Raw genomic sequence first — 19,979 nt, forward strand, 5'->3', positions numbered from 1 at the left:
GGATGAAAGTCTCCAGCTCATTTCGAAACCGTTGGCGACCACCCCTCAGTCTGGTGATCGCGCTGGTCCTGGGGATCATGCTGCTCGTCCCCCTTGGCGGGATCGTGTTTTTCCGCGTCTATGAAAACCAGTTGATCCAGACCACGGAAGGCGAGCTCATCGCGCAGTCGGCCGCAATTGCGGCCGTCACCGCACAATATCTGACACAGCAAGGTGGTGACACGCTGCCTCTTGGACCCGTTGCCCGGCCGCCCTCGCCCTATTCCACAGGGCTGCTGTCCTCCTCCGTGCGCAGCTATGAAAACCGGCCAGCGGGAGGCTGGACGCCGCAGCTGCCCGTCCTGGATCTCAACCGGAATGCGGTGCTTCCCTCGCGCCCCGATCCGATCGCATCCAACCTTGAAATCCATCCGGCCTATGCGGCGGCTGGCAAGGCGATCGAGCCGGTGCTGAAAGGCACACAGAAGCTGACGCTCGCCGGTTTCAGGGTGCTCGATCCGAACGGGACCATCATCGCGGGACGGGACGACACCGGGCTTTCACTTGCGCATGTGGCGGAAGTCGAAAACGCGATGGCCGGACGCTACGCCAGCGTACTGCGCGAACGCGTCGTCCAGAACCCACAGCCGATCTATTCCATCAGCCGCGGCACCAGCGTGCGGGTGTTTACCGCCCTGCCGATCCTGATCGACAACCGGGTTGCAGGCATCGTCTATGCCTCGCGCACACCAAGCAACATCCTGAGGGAAATGTTTCTCAAATGGGAAACAGTCGCCCTGGTTCTCGCATTCGTGCTGAGCGCGACATTCGTGGTCGGCTTCATATTTGCGCGCGGGATTGCCGGCCCGATCAAGGCGCTCACGGACCGTTCCCTGAAGATCGGCCGTGGAGACCGCAGCGCCCTGGAACCGCTGCGCATCCACGGCAACCGGGAGATCCACGCCCTGTCGACCAGCATGCTGGAGACGTCGCGAAAACTGTTTGACAGGAATGAGTACATCAACACCTTCGCCAACCACGTGACCCACGAATTGAAGACGCCGCTGACCGCGATACAGGGTGCCGCGGAACTGCTCAGAGATGGCGGGGCCGAGTTGAGCACCGCCGAGCGGGAAAAGTTTTTGAAGAACATCCTGAACGACACGGAACGGGCCTCGCGCCTTTTGAACAGGCTGCGCGAACTCGCCCGGGCCGACAGCGTGACAATCGGCGGTTCTTGCGAGCTGCCGGCTGTTCTGGAGGACATTCAAGGCAAGTTCGAGGACATTGAAATTGTGGCAGAGGGAGATCACAGCCTGCCGCTGTCTGCCGAGAATGCACGCATTGTGCTTGAAAACATGATCGACAACTCCGCCCGGCACGGCGCAAGCAAGATCGTGTTTTCGCTGAAGCAGGTGGCAAAGGGTCAACAGCTTCTGATCAGCGACAACGGAAACGGCATCTCGGCAGGAAACCAGGATCAGATATTCGATCTCTTTTTCACGACGCGCCGCGCAAGCGGCGGCACCGGAATGGGCCTCGGGATCATCCAGGCTCTGCTGAAGGCGCACAGTGCATCAATCGCACTGATTCCGAGCGAGAAAGGCGCCTGCTTTGAACTCCACTTTCCAGACACGGGGAAGTGACTGAAAGCTCCGGCGTTTGCTTAATCTTAAGCACGTCCCTTATGCCTTGCTTAACTTCAGCTTCGTAGTCTCTACCCGAGTATCTTTGTGGGGAAGACACGATGCAACAGTCGCAGCAGACTTCGCTCCCGGCGGGCGAAGGCGGGCAATTCGGCATTGCCATTCCGGTGCTGCAGGTCTTTGCAGGCACCCTGTTCCTGAGCGCGTTCCTGCTTTTCTCCGTCCAGCCTTTCTTCTCCAAACTGGTCTTGCCGAAGCTCGGTGGCTCTCCGGGTGTCTGGTCCGTCGCCATGGTCTTCTTCCAGAGCGTTCTGCTTCTGGGATACACCTACGCGCATTTGCTGACGCGCTACCTCAAGACAAAACATGCGATGCTCGTTCACGCGCTTGTCCTGTTGTCCGCATGTCTGTTCCTGCCGCTCGGGATCGCAAGCGGGTGGGACACACCGCCAGCCGAATATCAGGAGATCTGGCTGCTTGGATTGTTCGCCGTTTCCGTCGGATTGCCGTTTTTTGCCGTCTCCGCGAATGCACCTTTGCTGCAGGCCTGGTTCACGCAAACCGGCCACAAACATGCCGCCGATCCCTATTTCCTTTACGGTGCGAGCAATATCGGTAGTTTCGCGTCGCTCTATCTTTACATTCTCGTGCTGGAACCGGCTCTGAAACTCGGAACGCAGTCGCTGCTCTGGACCGCCGGATATCTTGGCCTGATCGTTTCGATCCTGCTTTGCGCCGCCGCAGTCCTTCGCCGGCCGCAATCCGCGCCGGCCGGCCAATCCGGCAACAACGCCAGTGACGGCCCGTCCCCCGCAAAACCCATTCCGGCAAGGCGGATCCTTGTCTATCTCGGCCTTGCCGCAGTGCCCTCGGCCCTGACGATTGCACTTACCGCGCATATCGCTGTCGACATCGCCTCCGCGCCCTTCATGTGGGTGGTGCCACTGTCGCTGTTCCTGCTGACCTTCGTGATCGCTTTCAAAACCAGACCGCTCATCTCCGTTGAATTCCTCTCCGGCCTCCTGCCGTTCGCAGCGATCCTCGCGGCAACGGTGATCTTTCTGCCCAAGATCCTGCCGCTCACCTTCAGTCTCGGCGCCAATCTGGTGGTCTACTTCATCGCGGTGCTCTTTTGCCATGCGCGCCTCTACCAGTTGCGTCCGCACGCAAGCCAGCTGACCGCCTTCTATCTGTGGATGTCGGTCGGGGGCGTCCTCGGCGGCATCTTCGCAGGTCTCATCGCACCCAACATCTTCGATTGGGTCGCGGAGTATCCGATGCTGATGCTGGCGGCGCTGTTCCTGCTGCCGCTCAAGAACGGTGCCACGTCCGCCTCCGTGTCGAAGACGATTGCCTTTGGCGCCGCGTTGACTTTTCTCTTCTGGATCGGCCTCACGCGCGGTTGGATACCCGATGTCCAAAGGCATGAGGTGATCGTCGTCCTGATCATCACACTGGTGGTTTTCGCCGCACTTGCCCAACTCAAACGGCAGGCAATCGCGCACATCCTTCTTGTTCTGACCGTGCCGCTGGTCCTGCTGCTTCAGCTTCACCCGAGCATCGTTCACACCGAGCGTTCGTTCTTCGGTGTCGTGAAGGTCAAGGACACGGATGACGGCGCCTATCGCCGGATGGTCCACGGCACAACCGTTCACGGCAGCATCGCGATGAGCGCCTTCGAGGCCGAGAACGGCGAAGGTTCGCCCGAACCCCTCGCCTACTATCACGAGACAGGCGAGATGGCGGCAACGCTTCATGCGGCGCGAGCCTCCACAAGCGGGGCGCTCGGACATATCGGCGTCGTCGGTTTGGGAACGGGAAGCTTCCTGTGCCACCGCAATGCCGGCGAAACCTGGACGGTCTACGAAATCGACAAGTCGGTGATAGATGTTGCCTCCAACCCATCCTATTTCCGCTTCATCTCCGACTGCGGTCCGGACACGAAGATGGTTCTGGGAGATGCCCGGCTCACGCTGGATGCGGAACCGGACCGCAAGTTCGACTATCTTCTGATCGATGCCTTTTCTTCGGACTCCATTCCCGTGCACCTGATGACACGCGAAGCCATCAATCTGTTTTTCTCGAAAATCGGCGAAAACGGTCTCCTGGCCATGCATATCTCGAACAGATATCTCGAACTGGCCAGCGTTCTGGCAGCCATCGCGGAGATCGACGGATATGCCATACGTTTCGCGTCATACGGGGCCGATCAAAATCCGGACCGGCCCGAGCAGGTCTTCAAGGCGAATGTGATGGTTTTTGCCCGCGACGAAGCCGATCTCGGGCCACTGCTTGATGACGTCAGATGGCAACCCGTTTCCGCAAACGGTACGGCCCCCTGGACAGACGACTATTCAAATATCGTCGGTGCGATCATCCGGCACGAGTCCGGCAAGGACTGAGGCGCGAAAGGCCCGGCTGCAGCATACTGCAACCGGGCCTTCCACCAATTCAAACACCGGCGAGGGAAACGGGACGCATTGTTTCCGGGACGCCGGGCTCCAAGTCGATATCTACTCCGCCGCGACGGCAACGTCCCTGAAAGAGCGGCGCGCCCAGGGGCGTGTGCCGACCGGAATTTCTTCGACGGTACCAACGGGCTGGAGGTACTTGGTCACTTCCGGCCATTCACCGGCCTTGAGCGCTTTCAAGACTTCCGGTTTGGAAATCTCGAACGAGGACACGCCACAGCGGCGCGCCAGCGGCACCTGGTCGAGGATGTATTTTCCGGCAGCGCGAATGTCGCCCTGGTAGCCGATCTGCTCGCGCAGGACACGTGCTGCGGAAAATCCGCGCCCGTCTGCGAAGCTCGGGAAATCAACGGCGACATAAGCGAGCCGGCCGAGGAACGGCGCGATCTGTTCGACATCGTCACCGGCTTCAACGAGAACAGCGGTTTCCGCGTTGCGGCCCAGGTAGTCCTCGGCCGCCTCCAGAAAGAGGCTCTGGGGCACAAGCGCGTCGCCCTCCACCGAGACACCCGTCTCGGCATCCACCCTGGTCCAGTTCTCTTCGACGAATTCGCCGTCTTTGTAAATCGTGGTCATGTTCTGCGTCCTCGGTTCCAGTAAATGCAGCGGTCAGATGCCGCTGCCGTCAATTTCCTTGCCATGGGTCGGCCAGTGAATGCCGCATTCGGTCTTGTCCTGTCCGCGCCAGCGGCCTGCACGCGGGTCCTCACCCGGGGCAACCTTGCTCGTGCAGGGCAGGCAGCCGATCGAGGGGTAGCCCTGGGCAACAAGCGGATGCGGCGGCAAGTCGTGCGCGCGTGCGTAGTCCAGCACTTCAGCAGCAGACCAGTCCGCCAGCGGGTTCACCTTCACCCGGCCGGCGTCTATCTCGAAGTTTTCAAGACTTGCCCGGGTCGAGCTCTGATGCCGCTTACGGCCGGAAATCCAGGCTTCAAATCCGCCAAGCGCACGCTCAAGCGGCACGACCTTGCGAATATGACAGCAGGCATCCGTGTCCGACATCCACAGCATTCCCGCCGGGTCCTTGTCCGCGAGATCATCCTTCGTCGGCTTGAAGGTGCGCACGTCGGTCAGCCCCAGCTTGTCGATCAGGTCGTCGCGGTAGAGAAGCGTCGCCGGGAACAGCTTCACCGTGTCGACAAAGAGCACCGGCGTCGACGGATCAATCTGCGCGACCATGTGCAGAAGCACGGCCGAATCGGCCCCAAAGCTGGAGACCATGGCAATGTCCCCGGCAAACTGGTGCCGGATCGCGCCCATCAGGATCTCCTGCGCCGACGCATCCTCGTACTGGGCGTTCAGTGCGGCAACTTCCGCCTGCAATCCCAGTTCAGGATCCACCCCCAGAGAGAAGGTCTCATGCAGCGCCATAAAGGGCCTCCTTGAACGGCACCTCCCCAACCCGGCGATACGCCTCCAGGAAGGTTTCGTCCTTGCCGGAGCGAAGTCCGAGATAGGTATCGACCAGGTTCTCGATCGCATCGACAACCTCTTCGGACGAAAAGCCACGCCCGACAATTTCACCGATGGACGCGTTTTCGTTGGCCGAACCGCCGAGGGTCACCTGGTAGAATTCCTCGCCCTTCTTTTCCAGGCCGAGAATGCCGATATGGCCGACATGGTGATGGCCGCAGGCGTTGATGCAGCCGGAGATCTTGATCTTCAGCTCCCCGATTTCCGCCTGACGGTCTGCCGTACCGAAGCGCTCGGAAATACGCTGAGCGACCGGAATGGACCGTGCCGTTGCCAGAGCGCAATAGTCCATGCCCGGACATGCGATGATATCGGTGATGAGACCGGCATTGCCTTCCGCGATTTCAGCCGCCGCGAGCCTGTCGTAGATCGCGGGCACATCCTCCAGCTTCACATGCGGCAGAATGACATTCTGCTCATGGCTGATACGGATTTCGTCATGTCCGTACTGTTCGGCCAGTTCCGCGATCACCTCCATCTGCGCGTCAGACGCATCGCCCGGAATGCCGCCGATCGGCTTCATCGAAAGCGTCACGGAGGTATAGCCCGGCACCCGGTGCGGGTTCAGGTTGTGCTTGAGGAACTGGGCAAAGGCAGCATCCTTCCCGCGGCGCGCCTCGACCACTGCCGAGACAGCCGGGCCGACTTCCAGCGGCGGCGGTGCAAAGTAGGTTTCGATGCGGCGCACTTCCTCGTCCGGAAGACGCAGAACACCGAAGCGGATCTTTTCAAACTCTTCCTCGATATCGGCTTTCAGCTCTTCAAGACCGGTTTCGTGCACCAGGATCTTGATCCGTGCCTTGTACTTGTTGTCGCGCCGGCCATAGCGGTTGTAGACGCGCAGGATCGCCTCCGAATATGCCAGGAGGTCTTCTTCGGGTAGGAAGTCACGCACCTTGCGGCCGATCATGGGCGTGCGGCCGAGGCCACCACCGACATAAACAACAAAACCGATCTCACCGTCATCATTCCTTGCCAGCTGCAGACCGATGTCGTGCACCTGGACGGCAGCCCGGTCGTTCGGCGCGCCGGTGATCGCGATCTTGAACTTGCGCGGCAGGAACGAGAATTCCGGATGCAAAGACGACCACTGCCGCAGGATCTCCGCGTAAGGGCGCGGATCGGCGATCTCGTCTGCCGCAGCGCCGGCGAAGTGGTCCGCCGTCACGTTGCGGATGCAGTTGCCGGACGTCTGGATGGCGTGCATTTCGACTTCGGCAAGCTCTTCCAGGATCTTCGGCGTGTCTTCAAGCTTTGGCCAGTTGAACTGGATGTTTTGCCGCGTCGTGAAGTGGCCATAGCCCTTGTCATATGTCCGCGCGATATGAGCCAGCTTGCGCATCTGGCGGCCGTTCAGCGTTCCATAGGGTATCGCAACACGAAGCATGTAGGCATGCAGCTGAAGGTAAAGGCCGTTCATCAGACGCAGCGGTTTGAACTCATCCTCGGACAGCTCACCTGCCAGACGGCGGCGCACCTGGTCCTTGAACTGTTCGGTGCGCTGATTGACAAAACTCGCGTCAAATTCGTCGTAGCGATACATCGGTCATCTCTCCTGTCGGGCGCTGCCGGAAATCTTCCTGCCGGCGCTGCCCTGATAGCTTTCCTGATCAGGCGGAAACCGCCTGGGCCTGCTTGCCAAATTGCGGATGTGTGGTCGGTCCGGCGGCACGGATGCGTTCCCGAAGGCGGACGGGAACAAGCACGCCGTCTTCCAGCGTCACGTCCATTTCATAGACCCCGACGACCTCCTGGTTCTTCTCAGCCTGCTGCCCGATCGACAACCCTTCGGCAACTTGGTCCTTGCCCTCGAAGGTTCGGGCCAGCGTGACACGTTCAACCCAGTTGCCGCTCTCTCCGAGCCAGACAACGTCGCCATTCAACAGGCGGTTGGCGGTTATGACCTTCATTTCGTCTACTCTCTTTCGTCAGGCGACCGCAGCATGCGCAACTTCCAGCGGCGCAAGCGGTTCAGCCTTGTTCAGGGCGGCGTGACCGACAGCCTCGCCTATGACTATGAGGACCGGTCCGTCGATTTCCGCCCGATTGGACAGGACAGCGAGTTCCGACAGGGTTCCGGCGAACAGGCGCTCGTCCGCGTGCGCGGCATTCTCGACAACCGCAACCGGGGTCTCGCGGTGCAGCCCCGCACCGATCATCTTGTCGGCAACGGCAGCGGCGACGGTGCGGCCCATGTAAACGGCAACCGTTGCACCTTTCAGAGCAAGTCCGGCCCAGTCCGGCAGGGTTTCCGACTTGGCATTGTGCCCGGTCGCGAAGACAAGGTTGGAGGCAACACCGCGCAAGGTCAGAGGGATCTGGGCCGAGGCCGCCGCGGCAAAGGCTGCAGTCACGCCGGGCACAATCTCAAATCCGATCCCGCCTGCGCGGAGCGCCTCCATTTCCTCTGCGGCCCGGCCGAAGATCATCGGATCCCCAGCCTTGAGGCGCACAACTTTCAGACCCTTTTCGCCCAGTTCGACAAGCAGTTCGCAAATCTCGGACTGCGGGACGGAATGTGCCCCCTTGCGCTTGCCCACCGAAATACGTTCCGCGTCGCGCCGGCCCATTGCGACAACGCTTGCCGGTACCAGGGCGTCATGGACAATGACATCGGCTTCCTGGAGGAGACGCTGCGCCCGCAGGGTCAGGAGATCTTCAGCTCCGGGACCGGCTCCGACCAGCCAGACGAAACCCGGTTCGTCCGCCATGCCGTTCAGCAGGCGCTGCGCTTCCGCACGCGCGGTCTCCGGCTTACCTGCATAAAGATTTGTCGCGACGGAACCTGAGAAGAAGCGAGCCCAGAAATTCCGGCGCAGGGCACCGTCGGTGATCACCTTTGTCGCCGCATCGCGGAAGCTTTCCGCAAGCCGCGCCAGTTCACCGGTCGCACGCGGCAGCATTGCCTCGATGCGAGCCCGGATGTGCCTGGACAGGACCGGGCCGACGCCGGTCGAGGTGATGGCAACGGCAATCGGCGCCCGGTTGACAAGCGCACCGGTGTAGAAATCGCACAACTCGGGTTTGTCAACCGCATTGACGGGCACACCCATGATCCTGGCGGCGTCGACGACCGCCTTGTCGAGGTCCCAGTCCTCGCGCGCGGAAAACACAAGAGCGGCATCCGTCAGATGCGCCGGGCGGAAGTCTTCCGCGACATGTTCGGCCTGAAACAGTTCGATCGCTTCGCTGAGGTCGGCTTCGATCTCTTTAGCAATGACGACGATTTGAGCGTTGGTTTCGCCCAGCAGCCGGACCTTCGCAGCGGCTTCGCCGCCGTGCCCGACGACTAGTACGCGCCGGTCCGCAACTTTCACGAACGCGGGAAACACATCGAGCCGCTCTTCCGGCCCTTTCAGCGTCTTCACTCTATCTCCGCGGCGGTTCGCCATCGTGCAGGGTCTCCAATCCCAGTTTGATGGCTCTAATGTAATTTGCCTGTCTGTGATGTGCCGGGCACCTGTTTTCAAAGCTCAGCGCGGATGAGGAATAGTTTTTTGCCTTCGCGCCGTTTGACCGATTCCGGTTCCGGCCGGATTACAATTTACGGTATCCATTGAAAAAACTGCCTCGAAGACGCATCATGACGCATCGACTCGTCGTGGGGGACCTGTCACCGGCAGAATTGATTGCCTGAGCGCCAGACGCACAGACAAATGAAGGCCCCATGACTTCCCTGAAGCAATCCCTTCCGGCTGCATTCCTTTTCTGCCTGCTTGGCTTTTCCAACTCCGCCGCCGCGCAAGATCCGGCACAAAAGCCAGACAAGGATGTTCTCTGGCAAACGCGCTGCGTTGGAACGTCCAGAACGTCCGATGCCCTGATCTGCGAATCCTCGCAGAGCGTCCGGGCCCAGGAAAACGGCCGGCTGCTCCTCAAGATCGACATCATCTACCCGGCAAACAAGGCGGACCCGGTCCTGCAGATGGTGCTGCCGCTCGGAATTCACATTCCCGGGCAGGTCAAGCTGACGGTTGATGGCAGCGCCATGGGTGATTTTGTGATTGGCAGTTGCAACACGCAGGGGTGTTTTCTTTCAGCGCCAGCGTCACCCGGCATGATCGATGCCATGAAAGCCGGCGCGACGCTCAAGGTGGATTTTGCTCCGGTGCCCGGCAAGCGGCAGGCGATCGAGATCCCCCTGACCGGCTTCAGCCGCGCAATGGCTGCGATCCAATCGCAGGAAAAGCGTTGAGCGCTTGAAAACCGTGCCGTTCCGGATCTTGTCCGGAACGGTGCAACTCGGATGTTCAATTCCTGATTCTGTAGGCCGCGATCGTGTCCAGGAGGTGATGGGTGTTGGTCTTCAGGCACCAGGCGGCGACCAGAAGGTGGGTCGGCCCGGCCGACTTTCTCGATGCCTTGAGCGCCTTCTGCGTGATGGAAAACGGGTAAGACCTTGCGTATTTCCTGCGCAGGGTCAGCGACACATACTCCCCCTTGCGCACGACATTGCTGATCTCGTTCCACGGGACCTCTTCCTTGCCGGCACGAAGATCGGCAAACCCTTCCGCACTTATCCGAACAGGTGCGCCCCAGGGGACAAAACACCTGTAGAGAACAAAAACGGAAAGAACCGAAAAGATGGGCAGCATGATGAATAAACCGCTGTGAAAGCGGTGCTCATAGTAGCTGCTGGGTTCTGACTGCACGCCGTAGACCGAAGCGGCAACGATGCCGACGCAAATCACAAGCAGGCTGAGGGACCGGGCCCAGTCCCGGTTGATGTGTGTTTCACCGGTTGCCGGACGCGCCTCGTTGTTGCCCGTCTGGTCCGTCATCGTCTGCGGCGGCTTTTGTCTGTGCTTCGGTTGGTCATCTCCGCCACGCTGACATGTTCCGGCACGCTTTCCAACCAGCAATGCAGATCATACTTGTGAGGCGATCCCATACCCGGTGTTTTTCGTTCCGGCTGAGGCGAAACAGAGGGCCGGAACCCGGCCTTGCGACGGACGGAATGACGCCGTTCCCTCAATTGAACGATACTGAATGAACTTTCGCATCCGCGTAGCAGTGGTTCAGGTCGTGGCATGCCCGACGGACTTGTCCAATGACAAAAAAGCCGGCGGGAACCGCCGGCTTGAAGCTGCAGATCCGGCAGTGACTACCGCATGGCCTGCATCACCGAAACGAAGTTGGCGACCGCGGCGCCGCCCATGTTGAAGATGCCGCCGATTTCCGCGTCCCTGACCTGAATGTCGCCGGCCGAGCCGGTGAGCTGCATGGCGGTCAGGACATGCATGGAAACGCCGGTTGCGCCAATCGGATGGCCCTTTGATTTCAAACCGCCGGACGGGTTGACCGGCAGCTTGCCGTCCATCTCGGTCCAGCCTTCCAGAATGGCTCTTGCGCCCTCGCCTTCCGAGGTCAGGCCCATCGCTTCGTATTCCAGAAGTTCGGCAATCGTGAAACAGTCATGGGTCTCGACAAAGGACAGATCGTCGAGGGCCAGATTGGCATCACCCAGCGCTTCGCCCCAGGCCTTCGAGCAGCCTTCGAATTTCAGGATGTCCCGGCGTGACATGGGCAGAAAGTCCTGCACATGCGCCATGCCGCGGAACGCCACCGCCTTTTTCATGCCGAGCGCTGTTGCCGTATCCGTCAGGACGAGTGCCGCAGCGCCGTCGGAGACGAGCGAGCAGTCCGTCCGCTTCAGCGGACCGGCCACAAACGGGTTCTTTTCGCTTTCCGCGCGGCAGAACTCGAAGCCGAGATCCTTGCGCATCTGGGCATAGGGGTTGCCGGTGCCGTTCTTGTGGTTCTTTGCGGCGATCTTTGCAAGAGCGTCGGATTGGTCGCCGAATTTCTGGAAATAGGCATCGGCGATCTTGCCGAAGACACCGGCAAAACCCGCCGGTATGTCGCCTTCTTCCTTCAGGTAGGAGGCTTTCAGGAGGTTCTTGCCGATTTCGGGGCCCGGCGTCGTCGTCATCTGCTCAACGCCGACAACAAGGACGATACGCGCATCCCCGGACGCGATCGCGCGCACACCCTGATGGACCGCAGCAGACCCCGTCGCGCAGGCGTTTTCAACGCGCGTTGCCGGCTTGAAACGCAGGGCCGGATCGGCCTGGAGCACCAGCGAGGCGGTAAAGTCCTGCGCCGAGAAGCCTGCATTGAAATGGCCAAGCAGTATTTCATCGACATCTTCCGGACCAATGCCCGCGTCGTGAATGGCATCGACGGCCACCTTGACGATCATGCTTTCAACGGTTTCTTCCGCGTGCTTGCCGAAGGGCATGTGCGCCCAGCCAACCATTGCCGCCGTCATGTGATTTCCTCCAAATGCATCCAGTGGTTCAAAAAAACGCCGCGCAGCTGTTTCCGGCGCGCACGTCTTTCCCTTACCATATGGGAACTTCGCTGCAGCGGACACTCCCAGCTTCAAACGTCGAATGCAACAAGAAATTGACCTAAACGTCATTGTTTTTATTTTTCATTATTTAAATCAAATATTTATATATATCTTTTGTGATCGTCCGTCGTTGCTTGAGCCGCCGCCGCCCGGCAAATCGGCGGTATTTTAATATTTTGTTCATCTAGACGTCATGTTCAGCGCTTAGCAGTGGCGCTGTTCAAAACAAGTTCTTCTTTTGAGGCAATTTTCCTGCAATTCGCCGGCCCTGATCTCAGGGTCGGCATTTTTGTTTGCCGGGCTGCTCCATAACGCTCGGCAAGCGAATTCCTGTTCTTGAATCCTGACTTTTCGTGCGTTGTAACTTGACCTTGCGATCCGCGGCATATAGCCATTCAAAGCGCTTTGAATTTTTCCCCGCAAGACGCGGAACGGAGACCGGCAATGTTTGAAGAAGCCGAAACCGGCCAGGAGGCCGTCATGCCCGAAGAAACGACCGCCGACCGGGACTGGTGGCGCGGCGCGGTGATCTATCAGATCTATCCGCGGTCCTTCAACGATTCCAACAATGACGGCATCGGCGATCTCAACGGTATCACGGAACGACTGGACTACATCGCCTCGCTCGGGGTCGATGCCATCTGGCTGTCGCCGTTCTTCACCTCCCCGATGGACGATTTCGGCTACGACGTCTCGGATTATGAAGATGTCGATCCGATGTTCGGCTCGCTTGCCGACTTCGACCGCATGACCCGGGCGGCGCATGAACGCGGGTTGAAGGTCATGATCGACCTTGTCATTTCGCACACGTCCGATCAGCATGCCTGGTTCAAGGAAAGCCGGGCAAGCAAGGACAATCCAAAGGCGGACTGGTATGTCTGGGCCGACGGCAAACCCGACGGCACACCGCCCAACAACTGGCTTTCCCTGTTCGGCGGCCCGGCGTGGGAATGGGACAGCCGCCGCTGCCAGTTCTACATGCACAATTTTCTGACAAGCCAGCCGGACCTCAACTTTCACAACAGGGAGGTTCAGGACGCGGTTCTGGATGTGGCCCGGTTCTGGCTCGATCGCGGCGTGGACGGCTTCCGCCTGGACACGGTCAATTTCTATTTCCACGACGCAGAACTGCGGGACAACCCCCCGCTCAGCTCAGACGAGGCACCATCCACCGTCGATCCGACCAACCCGTACGGGTTTCAGAACCATATCTATGACAAGACCCGGCCTGAAAACCTGGTTTTTCTTGAACGGTTCCGGGCCCTGCTCGACAGGTATCCGGGCGCAACCTCCGTCGGCGAGATCGGCGCGGACGGGCAGGCCGTGGAGCTGACCGCCTCCTATACGGAAGAGAACAAGCGCATTCACATGGCCTACAGCTTCGATCTGCTGACGCCGCAGCACTCGGCGGCCTATATCCGGCGGATCGTAGAGGACATGAATGCCGGGATCGGCTCCGGCTGGGCCAGTTGGGCGCTATCCAATCATGATGTCCAACGGGTCGCCAGCCGCTGGGGCGCCGGCAAGAACCCGGCGAAGTTCGCACCGCTGGGTGCGGCGCTCTGCGCGAGCCTGCGCGGCACACCATGCCTCTATCAGGGCGAGGAACTCGGTCTGCCGCAGGTGGAGGTGCCGTTTGAAAAGCTGCAGGACCCTTACGGCATCCGCTTCTGGCCGGAATACAAGGGCCGCGACGGCTGCCGCACACCGATGCCCTGGGTGAAGAACAACGCCAATGGCGGTTTTTCCGACGCTGAACCCTGGTTGCCGGTTGCCAGCGAACATCTGCAGCTGGCCGCCTTTGAACAGGACAAGGATGAAGGCTCGATCCTGAACCGGAACCGTGCCTTTTTCGCCTGGCGGCAAGACAAGACACCCCTCAGGAAAGGCGACATGGTCTTTCTCGAAAGTCCGGAAGAAACGCTGGTTTTCACGCGGAGTGTCGACGACGCGACCATCCTGTGCGCCTTCAATCTTTCAGCCGAACCGGCCACAATCACGCTGGAAGGACTTGCGCTTGAGGACCTCGGCGCGCCCGGTTTCACCGGAACCGCCGACGGCGGCACGATTTCCCTCCAGGGGCTGGATGCCTGTTTCGCCAAGGTGAAATCGTGAATTCCCCGCTTCAAATCACGTCCCGGTGCGGCTAAGAAAGGCGCACCGGATACCCTCCGGCCCCTATCGACACTTTGCCGGACCCTGAATGACCGACCGCCTGCCCCTGTCCGCGTTCATCATTTCAAAGAACGAAGCCGACCGGATCAGCCGGCCGATCGAGAGCGTGATCGGCTGGGTGGACGAGGTCATCGTCGTCGACAGCGGTTCAACGGATGACACGGTGGCCGTCGCCGAAGGGCTTGGTGCACGCGTGGTGCACCATGACTGGAAGGGCTACGGCCCGCAGAAACGCTACGGCGAAGAGCAATGCCGAAACGACTGGCTGCTTAACCTCGACGCGGACGAGGAAGTCACACCCGAGCTTGCGGACGAAATAAAATCGAAATTCGCCGATAACAGCTACACCAACGCGGACGGCTGGCGCATCATGATCCGCGACATGTATGCCCACGAAATCGCCCCTGCGCCCTGGGCCTACGGATACCATCAGATCCGTCTCTACGATCGCCGGAAAGGGCGTTTTTCCGCATCGACCGTACACGACACGGTTCGGCCTGAAGAGGGCGCGGAGATCAACGATCTTGCCGGGATCATGGCGCATCGCTCGATCCGCTCGCTCGACTTCCAGGTCGGCAAGTACAATCGTTACTCGGGCATGCAGGTGGAAGACATGCGCACGCGGGGGCGCACGTTGCGGAGGTCCCGCCTCCTGACCGAATTCCCGGTCAGCTTCTTCAAGGCGTATTTCGTGCGAAAATACCGCAAATACGGCTGGTGGGGCTTCATCCTGTCCGTGAACTACGCCCACGCGCGCTTCCTGCGCGTTGCAAAAGCCTATGAGGCGGACCTGCTCGGCAAACAAGGCGAGTAGTCTTGTGCGCGAGAGCCAAACGCGCCCCAGTCAAACAGCCTTACGCGCCTGCCCGCTACCCCGTCGCATCCAGCGCCTCCTTCGGCACCGCATGCCGTTCAACCCGAATCGGCTGGCGCACGCCGGTGGTGTGGTGGAAATGTTCCAGTCGGCGGATGGTGGTTGGCGTCAGGGTGTGATCGCGGGACAGGACAAGTTCGTGACTGGACTCCGTGAGCACGTCATCGACGAGAATATCACCGGGCCTGAGCGAATGGATGCTGCACTCGGAAATCTGCCCGCTGCGTTCTTCCAGTCCCTCATCCAGGAGCACTTTTCTGGCGATATCCAGTAGCTTCTGGTCGTATTTCTTCCGCTTGATTGCCAGCGCTTCAAAGGCAGCGGCGTCCGGGCCGCCTTCGGGACTGGCATACCACAGGTCCGTCAGCAGCTTCAGGATGCGCGAGATCATCGGAATGTCCTCGCCGGTCGGGCCGTCCTTGGGAAAACCGGAGCCGTCGAAACCACGCGCGGACAGGTAGAGAAATTCGGACACCTTTTCCAGGTGCGGGATGTTCTGCAGGAGATCGCGTGTCTGGGCAGGCGACCGGTCAAGCACATCGCGTTCCTGCTCGGTCAGGCCACGGGCAGCGCGGTAGCGCGCCAGGATCTGTTTCGGCAGAAGCGCTTCCCCCAGCGGAGACAGCATGACCGCCATTTCCAGCTCCCAGGTCTTGCGGATGCCAATCTCGTTCGCGATCTTGAGCGCCTGCTTGCGCACGATGCCGGTGCGCCGGAACGCTTCGGGATGGAACAGCGCCAGCATATCGATCAAGAGCTTGACCGATCCGGCAAGCGTGCGTTCCAGCAGCAGCCTGTCCTTGGCCTGCTGCTTGTGGTGTGCGAGTGCCGTTTCCAGCGCGCTGGCAAGCTCTTCCTGCGGACAGGGCTTTTCGAGATAGATGAAGGCACGCGCTTCATTGAGCGCTTTCTTGATGGCCTCGGCAGACGTTTCGCGCGTGAGCATGACGCGGGACGCCTGCGGAACGATCATTTCCGAAGCACGCAGGAAGGCGGTCCCGCCCCGACCCGGCAGGTGGTAACAGGAAAAGATCACGCAAGTTGCCGGGTTCTGCTTGAGAAAACGCAGGGCTTCCTCGGATTCGGCAAAGCAGGCCACCTTGTAGTGGTCGCCGAAAAGGCGTTCGAAACCGCTCCGGACGGCTTCGTCATGATCTGCAACGACAATCAAGTCGTTCGGCTCATCCATGAAACACACTTTCGGTAACGTCCGGCTCTTTTGGCCGGTCTTCGGTTATCGGCTGTTTCATCGTCTCACGGGAGGGATAACAAAAGCTTGCCGCACCGTGCCGAAACGGCGCGGGTGCATTTGCATGGCGCGATGGCCGGTTCACAAAGCCATTCAGGTGTGGCGTTTTGAACGCAAGTCGCCCTATAAGGCCGCATGCTTGATGTTCTTGTTATCGGCGCCGGTCCGGCCGGCCTGTTCGCGGCCGACCAATTGGCGGCAGCAGGGCTGCGGGTTCAAATCATCGACCGGATGCCCTCACCTGCCAGAAAGTTTCTGATGGCCGGGCGCGGTGGCCTCAATATCACGCATAGCGAAGCCCCGGATGCTTTCGTTGGTCGCTACCGCGAGGCAGCGCCGTTTCTGGCTCCGATGATCGAGGCATTTCCACCCAAGGCCCTGATCGACTGGTGCCACGGGCTCGGACAGGAGACCTTTGTCGGTTCAAGCGGCCGTGTCTTTCCTGTCGCGATGAAAGCCTCTCCTTTGCTGCGCGCCCTCCTCCGGCGGCTTGAGGGGCGCGGCGTTACGCTCCAGAGCCGGATTTCTCTCGCCGGTCTGGCCGGCGCGAACACGGCAATCGTCCAAACTGAAAATGGCGAGACAAGCGAAATTACAGCGCGCGCCATCTTGCTTGCCCTGGGCGGCGCCAGTTGGCCGAAACTCGGCTCAACGGCCGCCTGGGTGCCTCTGCTTGAAAAACACGGCGTTCAGGTAAACTCGTTCCAGCCGGCCAATTGCGGCTTCGAGATCGCCTGGAGCCCGTTCCTGAAAGACAGGTTTTCCGGTTCTCCCCTGAAACGGATCGGCCTGACCCTTGCCGAACACCGGGTTCTGGGCGAGGCAATCCTTTCCGAAAAAGGTCTGGAAGGCGGAGCAGTCTATGCACTTTCTGCCGAAATCCGCGATACGGTCAGCCGACTTGGTTCGGCGGAATTCGAAATCGACCTGCGTCCTGCGATGACAGCCGGTCAGCTTGCGGATAAACTCGCCCGTCCCCGCGGAAAACAGACCTGGTCCACTTTCCTGAAAAAAACACTCAAGCTGAAACCTTCCGAAATAGCCTTGCTGCACGAAAACGGTCCCCTGCCGGCCGATCCGTCATCCCTTGCTGACCGCGTCAAACGGGTGACGCTCACAAGCGCGGCACCGTATCCGATCGACAGGGCGATTTCGTCCGCCGGCGGTATTGCGCTCGATGAGATCGACGAGGCGCTGATGCTCCGGAAAATGCCGGGTGTGTTCGCAGCCGGAGAAATGCTCGATTGGGAAGCACCGACCGGCGGTTACCTGCTGCAGGCCTGTTTTGCAACGGCGCATTGTGCGGCGGCGGGCATCGAAACCTATCTGAAGACGGCAACCCTGGACCAAAAACCATGACGACACTCTTTGTGGACGCGGATGCCTGCCCGGTAAAGGACGAGGCCGTTCGGGTCGGCGAACGGCACAAGGTCGAAATCAAATTCGTATCGAACAGCTGGATGCGGTTGCCGGAAGGCGACCTGATCGAGCGGGTGGTCGTCCCGGAGGGACCGGATGAGGCCGACAACTGGATTGCCGAACGGGCAAAGGAGGGCGATGTCGTGGTGACGGCGGACGTCCCGCTTGCGGCGCGGTGCGTCAAGGCGGGGGCTCTTGTGATCGGTCCGACCGGAAAACCGTTCCGCGAAGACGGCATCGGCATGCGCCTTGCCATGCGCGATCTCAACACGCATCTCAGGGAAACGGGCGAGATCCGCGAAGGCGGCCCATCTTTTACCAAGGCCGACCGGTCCCGCTTTTTGAATCAGCTTGAAACCACCATGCGGGCGGCCAAGCGTATCGCCCAGGCAAAATAAAAACTCCCTGCAAGGTTGGGAGGAGACCTTGCAGGGAGACGCCGGGGGGCACTTTGTGCCGCATCTGAACCGGCTGAGTCGCATTGTCTTGGTTCGGCTGGAGCCGGTGGTCCGGCTCCGAAACCTTCAGATACTTAGCGGCAGAACTTGTACTGACCGGAGTAGGCCAGGAAGTAGCCGGTGTTCGGATTGAACGAACGATATTTCGCGTGGCAGTAGTTGTACCAGGCCGGGGTCCACGGAGCCGGACGGTAGGTGACGACCGGAGCCGGGTAGTAAGCCGGCGGCGGAGCGACGTAACGCGGTGCGACGTAACGGGGACGCGCCAGGGCGGAACCGATGATGGCACCGGCGGCAAGGCCACCCGCGATGCCTGCGCCAACGCGCCAGCCGTTGCCGGCTTCAGCCGTGGTGGTCTGAGAAGTGAGAACGACACCGGCAACAAGAGCCAGGGCAGTGGTGGTGGTTGCGATTTTCTTAAACATTCTAAAGTCCCTTCTTGGTTGCGAGGCCCTGAATGTTTCCCTGCCTCAGCTCATGAAAAGACCATAGCGCCGACCCTCAACTCGCTCTGTGACCGGGGTCACAAGGTGTCACATTTGCATTTTTTCCGATTTTTGAGCTGAAAACCCGAGTTCCGCCGGCACGCACCGGATGCCAACATCTCCAGCAGGCACGCGCGCTTTGACCAGGATCGCAGTTGGTCCACCTGTTCCTTTTGTATCCGGGTGCGCATGGGACAGTTTCGGTGAATTTAACCTCCGCATCCTTCAAAGGACGCGCGTTGTGGGGCCCGACCGGAACACAGAACAAGCGGATTGCGGAAGTTCGGAGAAAACTCACACTAGTTTCACTTGCCACGCACATGGCTCAGACCTACATTGTCGTGCATCGGCGCGCGTTGCGCCGTACGGGACATGACGAAGAACCCGGTGAGACTGATTTCGGTGGCGCTCCTAGAAGCGTTGCTCTGAATAGCCAAGCTTTCCGTTTCTTATTGACTTCTCGTATATCCGCGCTCTGCAGGTCCTCCCGCAAGCGCACAAACAACGGAAAGGTTTCTCCATGCGCGAGAACGGCACCATCAAGTTTTTCAACCACGACCGTGGTTTTGGTTTCATCACGCCGGACAGCGGCGGCAAGGACGTGTTCGTCCATGTGACGGCATTCGAACAGGCAGGCCTCGGCGCACCGGTCGAAGGCGCGAAGATCTCCTTCGTTGCCGAAGACGACCGCCGCGGCCGCGGCAAGCAGGCTGCACAGCTCGAGCTTCTCTGAGGCTCAGGGGTTCCAACTGAACCCTGGCGAGATATGAGACTGAGAACGGGGCCACACGGCCCCGTTTTTGTTTCTGTGTTTACGGTCTATTCTTCCAGGCGTTGGTTGCCGTCGGTTTGACTTCATTTTTTTCCACCGCCAATCACCGGAGACCCTGAAGCCGCCGGAGATACCGCAATCACCGCTCATACTTCAGATCGCGGCTGCGCTGCTTGCGATGGTCATTGTTGCCGGTTTCCTGATTGGTTTCTGCGTTGTCGGCAGTCTCATCCTCAAATTCCATTTTTCGGAAGACTATCGTGGCGCTTCCACCGAAAGCGCAAGGTCCGATAAAGTCATGAATGACTTTATCCTGTCACCCAAAATGAACCGCGAACGCCGTGGCTTGTTCTGTTCCTTTACGGCTGTAGCGCTTTGTCTGCTTGCCTTGCTTCTTCTCAGCACCTCCTTCGGGCCCGTTTCGACCGGATAGGGCGATGCTTGAACACTTGTCATCCCGGCCAGGCGCAGCACGCGCCGGGACCGGGGACCGGTCTCTCTCGGATCAGCAATGAATGCCATGGCTCACCGGTCCCGGATCTCACGCTGTTCGTCCGGGATGACGGCGGCAAAACAAAGCAAATGCCACCGCGTTGCTTCCGGCTTTGACGGCCCTCCTTCGA

Annotated in this window: 17 protein-coding genes; 8 read left to right on the forward strand and 9 right to left on the reverse strand. The window is 60.0% G+C overall.

The genetic code is table 11. The annotated features are described in order from the left end of the window. Positions 1-2: 2 nt before the first annotated feature. Positions 3-1,625 carry a cell wall metabolism sensor histidine kinase WalK gene (locus RBB49_RS02880; RefSeq protein ID WP_306141153.1) on the forward strand — a complete coding sequence of 541 codons (1,623 nt, stop codon included), beginning with the start codon at positions 3-5 and terminating at the stop codon, positions 1,623-1,625. A gap of 101 nt (positions 1,626-1,726) precedes the next feature. After that, positions 1,727-4,027: a spermidine synthase gene (locus tag RBB49_RS02885; protein ID WP_306141154.1), complete on the forward strand. Its 2,301-nt coding sequence runs from the start codon at positions 1,727-1,729 to the stop codon at positions 4,025-4,027. Between the two features lie 111 nt (positions 4,028-4,138). Here RBB49_RS02885 and RBB49_RS02890 read toward each other — a convergent pair whose 3' ends face one another. From RBB49_RS02890 to cysG, 5 genes are all read right to left on the reverse strand, one after another. After that, complete coding sequence (locus RBB49_RS02890; RefSeq protein WP_306141155.1) at positions 4,139-4,672, reverse strand: DUF934 domain-containing protein; 534 nt, start codon at positions 4,670-4,672, stop codon at positions 4,139-4,141. Between the two features lie 33 nt (positions 4,673-4,705). Next, positions 4,706-5,467 (reverse strand): phosphoadenylyl-sulfate reductase, encoded by a 762-nt coding sequence (locus RBB49_RS02895; RefSeq protein ID WP_306141156.1) that lies wholly within the window; start codon positions 5,465-5,467, stop codon positions 4,706-4,708. Next, positions 5,454-7,112 (reverse strand): nitrite/sulfite reductase, encoded by a 1,659-nt coding sequence (locus RBB49_RS02900; RefSeq protein WP_306141157.1) that lies wholly within the window; start codon positions 7,110-7,112, stop codon positions 5,454-5,456. The genes RBB49_RS02895 and RBB49_RS02900 overlap by 14 nt, the downstream gene beginning before the upstream one ends. Before the next feature lie 67 nt (positions 7,113-7,179). Then, positions 7,180-7,479 (reverse strand): DUF2849 domain-containing protein, encoded by a 300-nt coding sequence (locus RBB49_RS02905; protein ID WP_306141158.1) that lies wholly within the window; start codon positions 7,477-7,479, stop codon positions 7,180-7,182. An 18-nt stretch (positions 7,480-7,497) separates the two neighbouring features. Next, the gene (gene cysG, locus RBB49_RS02910) at positions 7,498-8,961 is read right to left on the reverse strand and encodes a siroheme synthase CysG (protein WP_306141159.1); all 1,464 of its coding nucleotides are present in this window, start codon (positions 8,959-8,961) and stop codon (positions 7,498-7,500) included. A gap of 275 nt (positions 8,962-9,236) precedes the next feature. Between cysG and RBB49_RS02915 the strand changes: the two genes are divergently transcribed. Then, complete coding sequence (locus RBB49_RS02915; RefSeq protein WP_306141160.1) at positions 9,237-9,764, forward strand: invasion associated locus B family protein; 528 nt, start codon at positions 9,237-9,239, stop codon at positions 9,762-9,764. Between the two features lie 55 nt (positions 9,765-9,819). On the opposite strand, the gene RBB49_RS02920 is transcribed toward RBB49_RS02915, so the two are convergent. Further along, on the reverse strand, positions 9,820-10,350 hold the full coding sequence (locus tag RBB49_RS02920; RefSeq protein WP_306141161.1) for a hypothetical protein: 531 nt from the start codon (positions 10,348-10,350) through the stop codon (positions 9,820-9,822). A 323-nt stretch (positions 10,351-10,673) separates the two neighbouring features. After that, positions 10,674-11,840, reverse strand: coding sequence for an acetyl-CoA acetyltransferase (locus RBB49_RS02925; RefSeq protein ID WP_306141162.1), 1,167 nt, complete (start codon positions 11,838-11,840; stop codon positions 10,674-10,676). Between the two features lie 528 nt (positions 11,841-12,368). Between RBB49_RS02925 and RBB49_RS02930 the strand changes: the two genes are divergently transcribed. After that, on the forward strand, positions 12,369-14,039 hold the full coding sequence (locus RBB49_RS02930) for an alpha-glucosidase family protein (RefSeq protein WP_306141163.1): 1,671 nt from the start codon (positions 12,369-12,371) through the stop codon (positions 14,037-14,039). Positions 14,040-14,127: 88 nt separating this feature from the next. Further along, positions 14,128-14,913 (forward strand): glycosyltransferase family 2 protein, encoded by a 786-nt coding sequence (locus RBB49_RS02935; RefSeq protein WP_306141164.1) that lies wholly within the window; start codon positions 14,128-14,130, stop codon positions 14,911-14,913. A 55-nt stretch (positions 14,914-14,968) separates the two neighbouring features. Here the strand turns inward: RBB49_RS02935 and RBB49_RS02940 are convergent, their stop codons facing one another. Then, the gene (locus tag RBB49_RS02940) at positions 14,969-16,162 is read right to left on the reverse strand and encodes an HD domain-containing phosphohydrolase (protein WP_306141165.1); all 1,194 of its coding nucleotides are present in this window, start codon (positions 16,160-16,162) and stop codon (positions 14,969-14,971) included. 195 nt (positions 16,163-16,357) lie between these two features. On the opposite strand from RBB49_RS02940, the gene RBB49_RS02945 reads away from it, so the two are divergent. Beyond that, positions 16,358-17,581 carry a TIGR03862 family flavoprotein gene (locus RBB49_RS02945; RefSeq protein WP_306141166.1) on the forward strand — a complete coding sequence of 408 codons (1,224 nt, stop codon included), beginning with the start codon at positions 16,358-16,360 and terminating at the stop codon, positions 17,579-17,581. Next, entirely contained in the window at positions 17,578-18,039 is a 462-nt protein-coding gene (locus RBB49_RS02950) for a YaiI/YqxD family protein (protein ID WP_306141167.1), read from the forward strand. Before RBB49_RS02945 ends, RBB49_RS02950 begins: the two co-directional genes overlap by 4 nt. A gap of 134 nt (positions 18,040-18,173) precedes the next feature. Here RBB49_RS02950 and RBB49_RS02955 read toward each other — a convergent pair whose 3' ends face one another. Further along, a complete protein-coding gene (locus RBB49_RS02955; protein ID WP_306141168.1) occupies positions 18,174-18,524 on the reverse strand; it encodes a BA14K family protein in 351 nt (116 codons plus the stop codon). A 580-nt stretch (positions 18,525-19,104) separates the two neighbouring features. Between RBB49_RS02955 and RBB49_RS02960 the strand changes: the two genes are divergently transcribed. Then, entirely contained in the window at positions 19,105-19,317 is a 213-nt protein-coding gene (locus RBB49_RS02960) for a cold-shock protein (RefSeq protein WP_306141169.1), read from the forward strand. Positions 19,318-19,979 lie beyond the last annotated feature (662 nt).

This window comes from Roseibium sp. MMSF_3412, from assembly GCF_030733265.1.
Classification (GTDB): domain Bacteria; phylum Pseudomonadota; class Alphaproteobacteria; order Rhizobiales; family Stappiaceae; genus Roseibium.

Bases quoted from the DNA above. Each gene is read 5' to 3' on its own strand.
- RBB49_RS02880 (WP_306141153.1), top strand. From the start codon at position 3: ATGAAAGTCTCCAGCTCATTTCGAAACCGTTGGCGACCACCCCTCAGT.
- RBB49_RS02955 (WP_306141168.1), bottom strand. From the start codon at position 18,524: ATGTTTAAGAAAATCGCAACCACCACCACTGCCCTGGCTCTTGTTGCC.
- cysG (WP_306141159.1), bottom strand. From the start codon at position 8,961: ATGGCGAACCGCCGCGGAGATAGAGTGAAGACGCTGAAAGGGCCGGAA.
- RBB49_RS02940 (WP_306141165.1), bottom strand. From the start codon at position 16,162: ATGGATGAGCCGAACGACTTGATTGTCGTTGCAGATCATGACGAAGCC.
- RBB49_RS02960 (WP_306141169.1), top strand. From the start codon at position 19,105: ATGCGCGAGAACGGCACCATCAAGTTTTTCAACCACGACCGTGGTTTT.
- RBB49_RS02885 (WP_306141154.1), top strand. From the start codon at position 1,727: ATGCAACAGTCGCAGCAGACTTCGCTCCCGGCGGGCGAAGGCGGGCAA.
- RBB49_RS02895 (WP_306141156.1), bottom strand. From the start codon at position 5,467: ATGGCGCTGCATGAGACCTTCTCTCTGGGGGTGGATCCTGAACTGGGA.
- RBB49_RS02935 (WP_306141164.1), top strand. From the start codon at position 14,128: ATGACCGACCGCCTGCCCCTGTCCGCGTTCATCATTTCAAAGAACGAA.
- RBB49_RS02915 (WP_306141160.1), top strand. From the start codon at position 9,237: ATGACTTCCCTGAAGCAATCCCTTCCGGCTGCATTCCTTTTCTGCCTG.
- RBB49_RS02950 (WP_306141167.1), top strand. From the start codon at position 17,578: ATGACGACACTCTTTGTGGACGCGGATGCCTGCCCGGTAAAGGACGAG.
- RBB49_RS02925 (WP_306141162.1), bottom strand. From the start codon at position 11,840: ATGACGGCGGCAATGGTTGGCTGGGCGCACATGCCCTTCGGCAAGCAC.
- RBB49_RS02920 (WP_306141161.1), bottom strand. From the start codon at position 10,350: ATGACGGACCAGACGGGCAACAACGAGGCGCGTCCGGCAACCGGTGAA.
- RBB49_RS02945 (WP_306141166.1), top strand. From the start codon at position 16,358: ATGCTTGATGTTCTTGTTATCGGCGCCGGTCCGGCCGGCCTGTTCGCG.
- RBB49_RS02890 (WP_306141155.1), bottom strand. From the start codon at position 4,672: ATGACCACGATTTACAAAGACGGCGAATTCGTCGAAGAGAACTGGACC.
- RBB49_RS02900 (WP_306141157.1), bottom strand. From the start codon at position 7,112: ATGTATCGCTACGACGAATTTGACGCGAGTTTTGTCAATCAGCGCACC.
- RBB49_RS02905 (WP_306141158.1), bottom strand. From the start codon at position 7,479: ATGAAGGTCATAACCGCCAACCGCCTGTTGAATGGCGACGTTGTCTGG.
- RBB49_RS02930 (WP_306141163.1), top strand. From the start codon at position 12,369: ATGTTTGAAGAAGCCGAAACCGGCCAGGAGGCCGTCATGCCCGAAGAA.